Origin of the sequence: Protofrankia sp. CiP1_Cm_nod2 (assembly GCF_920664355.1) — a bacterium.
In the GTDB taxonomy this organism is placed as follows: domain Bacteria; phylum Actinomycetota; class Actinomycetes; order Frankiales; family Frankiaceae; genus Protofrankia.
Map to the genome: position 1 here is coordinate 1 of NZ_CAKKTL010000289.1, position 5,819 is coordinate 5,819.

General features: G+C 75.0%; 3 protein-coding genes. 2 read left to right on the forward strand and 1 reads right to left on the reverse strand.

Going from position 1 to position 5,819, the window contains the following annotated elements; translation table 11 throughout:
* Positions 1-1,713: 1,713 nt before the first annotated feature.
* Positions 1,714-2,331 carry an Lrp/AsnC family transcriptional regulator gene (locus NBW84_RS24590; protein WP_445548809.1) on the reverse strand — a complete coding sequence of 206 codons (618 nt, stop codon included), beginning with the start codon at positions 2,329-2,331 and terminating at the stop codon, positions 1,714-1,716.
* On the opposite strand from NBW84_RS24590, the gene NBW84_RS21815 reads away from it, so the two are divergent.
* Entirely contained in the window at positions 2,227-3,222 is a 996-nt protein-coding gene (locus NBW84_RS21815) for a 5'-3' exonuclease H3TH domain-containing protein (RefSeq protein ID WP_250286956.1), read from the forward strand. The two genes, NBW84_RS24590 and NBW84_RS21815, sit on opposite strands and share 105 nt — an antisense overlap.
* Before the next feature lie 300 nt (positions 3,223-3,522).
* The coding region (locus NBW84_RS21820) for an HAD-IB family hydrolase (RefSeq protein WP_250286958.1) at positions 3,523-5,819 on the forward strand (2,297 nt) is incomplete at its 3' end.

The following is a 5,819-nucleotide window of genomic DNA, read 5'->3' on the forward strand; positions in this document are numbered from 1 at the left end:
ATACGAGATTGCCTCTTGTCTCGTGGGCTCGGAGATGTGTATAAGAGACACGGGTCCAGCGGGGTCACCGGGGCGTCCGAGGACAGCGCGAGGACGACACCCGCGGTGGCCATCGCGGCGAACGGGTTCATCGCGCCCGCCCGGCCGGCGCCCAGCCGCTGGGCGTACATGCCGTCCCGGCCGCCCCAGCAGGCGTCGAAGGCCGGCTGCACGACGGCGGTCAGGCCGAGGCGGGCCATCCGCGCGATCTGGGCGGCGTCGGCCATCTCGCAGTGCTCGACGCGGTGCCGGCCGGCCAGGATCCGCGGCAGGCCGATCTTGTCGGCGGCCTGTTCGAAGCCGTCGAGGACGGTGTCGAGGGCGGCGTCCCCGATCGCGTGGAAGCCGGCCTGCAGACCGGCCTCGGCGGCCTGCACGACCGTCGCGGACACGGCGTCGACATCCAGGTGCAGCAGGCCCCGGTTGCCGGCGGCCTCACCGTCGGCCCCGGCACGGCGGCCGGTGCCCGCGCCGCCGGTGGGGGCGTCCGCGTAGGGGGCGCGCAGCGCGGCGGTGCGGGATCCCAGTGAGCCGTCGACGAACAGGTCGCCGCCGAGGCCGGCGCCGAGGGCGACGGCGGTGTCGATGTCCCCGGCCCAGTAGCCGTGGACGGCGGGGCCCGGTTCGGCGGCGGCGAGCGCGAGCAGGCCGGCGAGGTCGTCCGCGCTGGAGACCTCCGGCCCGGCCATCTCGTGCAGGGCGGCGATGCCGAGGGCTGCGGCCTGTGCCCGGGCCCGGCGCTGGGCGGACCGCCGCTGGCCGGCGGACACGCTGTCGTAGGCGGTGGTGCGGGCCGCGTGGTGGGCCTCGCCCCGGCACCGGCCGTCCCCGAGCCAGCCCGGCCGGCCGGGGGCGTCGCAGCGGGCCGCGAGCGTGGACGACACGACCGCGCTGTGGCCGTCGACGCGGGAGAGGTAGACGGCCGCGCCGCCGGCCGCCCGGTCGAGTTCGGCGGCCGTGGGCGCCCGGCCCTCGGGCCAGGCCGTCTCGTCCCAGTTGGTGCCGAGCACCACGTCGGTGGGCTGGCGCCGGACGTGCTCGGCCAGCTGGCCGAGGGCGTGGGCCAGGGACGGTGCCCCGGACAGGTCGAGCCCGTCGAGGGCGAGCCCGGTGGCGGTCACGTGCACGTGGGCGTCCACGAACGCGGGGGCGACCAGGGCGTCGTCGAGGTCCACGGTCTTCTCGGCGGCCAGTGCGCCGGCGGCCGCGTCCGAGCCGAGCCAGGCGATCCGGCCGTCCTCGACCAGCATCGCCGTCGCGAACGGGGACGCCGGGCTGTGGATCTGCCCGCCGCGGTAGAGGACGCGCCGGGCGCCGTGCGGCCCGGCTCTCCCCGGCCCGGCCGCTGCTTCCTGGGGGCCCGCCGCCCCGGCACGCGCTGCCCGGGTGCCCACCGGCTGTCCGTCCTGTCCGTTGTCGTTCGGCGGGCTGGCCGGGCCGGCCGCTTCTGGGTTCGACGACATGTCCGTCACACCTGAAAGTGTGCCCGCCCGCGACCGGGCCGGACGCCGTGGCTCACGACAGCCGGCCGTGTCGTCGGGAATCACGGCCGACGGAACGGCTCGGAATCCGCGGTTGCGAAAATCACATGCCGGATACCCTGTGCCGGACGGCTGGCGCCGGATGGCCGTGACGTCGGCCATGACATTCGGACGGCCAGGCCGGATGGTCCGGTCAGATGGCTGGTGGCCGTGCCTCGTACGGGGTGGACAGGACGACCATGGTGCGGGTCGACACGTTCGCCGCGGCCCGGATCTGCTGCAGCAGGCTTTCCAGGTCGCCCGGGGTGCCGACGCGGACCTTGAGCAGGTAGCTCTCCTCACCGGCGACGCTGTGGCAGGCCTCGATGGCGGTCAGGTCCCGCAGCCGCTCCGGGGCGTCGTCCGGCTGGCTCGGGTCGATCGGCTTGATCGATACGAACGCGGTGAGCGGGAGGCCGATCTCGGCGGCGTCGACGATGGCCGTGTACGCGGTGATCACGCCTCGCTGTTCCAGGCGGCGTACTCGCTGATGGACCGCGGACACGGACAGGCCGGTGGACCGGCCCAGGTCGGTGTAGCTCATCCGGCCATCCCGGCACAGCAGACGGACGATCTCACGGTCAAGGTCTTCCAGCACGATCCGGAGCGTACGCAGATCACGGACCGTGGTCGTGTGCTGGGTGGATGTCGATACGCGAAGAGGCGGATGTTGGTACGCGGCAGGGGATGTCACCCTGTCCGGGTGCGTACCTCCACCGCCGGTCGGCTGATGCTGCTGGACACCCCGTCGCTGTACTTCCGCGCCTTCCACGGGGTGCCGCGGTCGGTGCGCGCCCCGGACGGGACACCCGTCAACGCCGTGCGCGGCCTGCTGGACACCCTGGCCCGCCAGATCGTCGAGATCCGTCCCACCCGGCTGGTGGCCTGCTTCGACGCGGACTGGCGCCCGCCGTTCCGGGTCGCGCTGCTGGCGTCGTACAAGGCCCACCGGGTGGCCGCCGGTGGCACCGGCGGCACCGGGAGCGCGGGGAGCGCGGGGAGCGCCGGGTGGGCCGAGGACGTCCCGGCGGAGCTCACCGCCCAGCTGCCGGTCATCGACGCCGTCCTGGACGCCGTCGGCGTCCCCCGGGTGTCGGCCGCCGGCTACGAGGCGGACGACGTCATCGGCACGCTGGCCACCCGTGACCAGGCGGAGGTGGACGTGCTCACCGGGGACCGGGACCTGTTCCAGCTGGTCGACGACTCCCGGCCGGTACGGGTGCGCTACGCGGTCGAACGGTTCGCCGTGATCGACGAGGCGGCTGTGGCCAGCCGTTTCGGCATCCCCGGCCGGGCCTACGCCGACTTCGCGGTGCTACGCGGCGACCCCAGCGACGGGCTGCCGGGTGTGTCAGGCATCGGCCCGAAGACCGCGGCGGCGCTGCTGAGCAGGTTCGGGTCGCTGGCGGCGGTCCGGGCCGCGGCCGCGCGAGGGGAGATCGCAGGCTTCCCGGGCCGGAGCAGGCAGCGGATCATCGAGGCCGCGGCCTACCTGGACGCCGCCGTGCCGGTGGTCCGGGTCGTCACCGACGTCGGCCTGCCGCCGGTGCCGGACCGGCTGCCCGCCCGGCCCGCCGACAGCGCGGGACTGGCCGCGCTGGCCCGGCGGTGGGGTGTGGAGAAGGCCTGCGACCGGCTCGTCGCGGCCCTCGGGCACGTCTGACGGATGGCTGCCCGGCAGCCGGGCGGCGGCTGGCCGGCAGCCGGGCGGACACGCCCTGGCTGCGGTGCCGGCCACGTCGGTTGTGTCACTTGTCGCGGCTGTGCTTGTAATGTCCACCCGTACCCGCTCCATGGCCGGTCGGCACCGGACGAGGCAGACCTGGGCGAAAGGGGACGCAGCCTCACCGGCGTGAGCCGGTCGCGGCCCCGCGCCGGTGTCCTCACCGCGTGGCCCACCGGCGTCCCGACAACGCAACCCCGATAACGGAACGCAATCCCGATGACGGAATGAGGTGAGGCGGTGGGGCTGCCCGAGCGGCTCGCGGGCAAGCGCGTCCTTGTCACGGGAGCGACCGGCTTCGTGGGCGAGGCACTGCTCGAACGGCTGCTGTCCGATCTGCCCGGCACCGAGGTGGTCGCCCTCGTCCGTCCGCGCGCCGGCCGTAGCGGTCAGGCCCGGTTCGCGGCGCTGGTTGCCAAACCGGCATTCGCCGCCTGGCGCGGTCAGGTCGGCGCGGACGGGGTCGAGCGGGCGCTGCGCGAGCGGGTCACCGTGCTCGAGGGTGACCTGGAACGGATGCCGACGTTGCCGGCGGACATCGACGTCGTGATCCACTGTGCCGGTGAGGTGTCCTTCGACCCGCCGATCGACGCGGGTTTCGCCACCAACCTCGGCGGGGTCCAGGAGCTGCTGCGGGCGGTGCGGGACAGCGGCGCCCGCCCGCACATCGTGCACATCTCCACGGCGTACGTGGCGGGTCTGCGCTCCGGGCACGTGGCCGAGGGCCGGCTGGCGCACACCGTCGACTGGCGGGCGGAGCAGACCGCCGCGCAGCGGGCACGGGCGGCGGCCGAGGACGCCTCCCGTACCCCCGAGGCGCTGCGCGGCTTCCGGGAGCGGGCCGAGGCCGATCATGTGCGCGCCGGCGCCCAGACGGTCTCCCGCGAGGCCGAGCGCCACCGCCGCCGGTGGGTGGAGCGCCGGCTCGTCGAGATCGGCGGGGAACGGGCCCGGGTGCTGGGCTGGACCGACTGCTACACCTTCACCAAGGCGCTCGCCGAGCGCTACCTGGAGGACTCCCGCGACGGCCTGCCGCTGACCGTGGTGCGCCCGTCCATCATCGAAAGCGCGCTGGCCCGCCCGTTCCCGGGGTGGATCGAGGGCTTCAAGATGGCCGAGCCGCTGATCATCGCCTACGCGCGCGGGGAGCTGCCGGACTTCCCGGCCTCCCCCGACGGCATCATCGACATCATCCCGGTCGACCTGGTGGTCAACGCGATCATCGCCGCGGCGGCGGCCACCCCGCCGGCGGACACCCCGGCCTACTACACGGTCTGTTCGGGCTTCCGTAACCCGCTGCTGTTCCGGGACCTCTACGAGCATGTCCGGGAGTACTTCCAGCGCCATCCGCTGGTCGCCCGCAACCGCGGCGCGGTCGCCGCGGCCGAGTGGCGTTTCGCCGGGGCCGCGACGGTCGAGAGCAGGCTGCGCCGCGGGGAGCGGTTCACCGAGCTCGCCGGCCGGGCGCTGGCGTACGCGCCCCGTTCCGACCGGGTCCGCCAGGCCGCCCGCGACCTGGAGCAGCTCGACGAGCGGCTGTCGTTCCTGCGCCGCTACCAGGACCTGTACCGCTCCTACACCCGGGCCGAGCTGGTCTACGTCGACGACGCGACCCGGGCCCTGCACCAGGGGCTGGAGCCCGCCGACGCGCAGCGGTTCGGGTTCGACCCGGCCTGCTACGACTGGCACACCTACCTGCAGGACATCCACATCCCGAGCGTGACGGCGACCATCCGCGGGCCGGACACGTCGCCGCCGCCGGCCCGCCGGGTGGCTCCGGCCTCGGCCGGCGGGCCGGACACGCTGGCGGTGTTCGACCTGGACGGCACGCTGGTGTCCTCGACCGTGATCGAGTCCTACCTGTGGCTGCGGCTGGCCGACCAGAACACCGTGGCCCGCGGCCGGGAGCTGGCCTCGCTGGCCCGTGCGCTGCCCGGCTACATCCGCGCCGAACAGCGGGACCGGGGGCATCTCATCCGGGCGGTGTACACCCGCTACGCCGGCGCCGACCCCGACGAGCTCGCCCGTCTCGTCGACGAGGTCGCCGGGGACATCCTGCTGCGCCGGGTCAAGCCGGCGGCGATCCGCCGGGTCCGTGAGCACCGGGAGGCCGGGCACCGGACGGTGCTGCTCACCGGCGCGGTCGCGGTGCTCACCCGTCCGCTGGCACCACTGTTCGACGAGATCGTCGCGACCGCTCTCGCGGTCGGGCCGGACGGGCGTTACACCGGACGGCTGACGTCGGCGCCGTTGGTCGGGGACGCCCGGGCGGCGTGGCTGAGCCACTACGCGGGGCGGGTGGGGGCGAACCTGCGGGCGTCGTGGGGGTATGCCGACAGCCAGTCGGACCTGCCGATGCTGCGTGCCGTCGGCAACCCGGTGGCGGTCAGCCCCGACCTGCCGCTGTACCGGGTCGCCCGCCGCTCCGGCTGGCCGATCGAGGAGTGGTCGTCGACGCCGGGCGAGCCGCGCGCGGTCGCGGCCGCCCGCGACGAGCGCCGGGCCCATGCCGTGGCCGCGCGGGTGCGGGCCTGGCG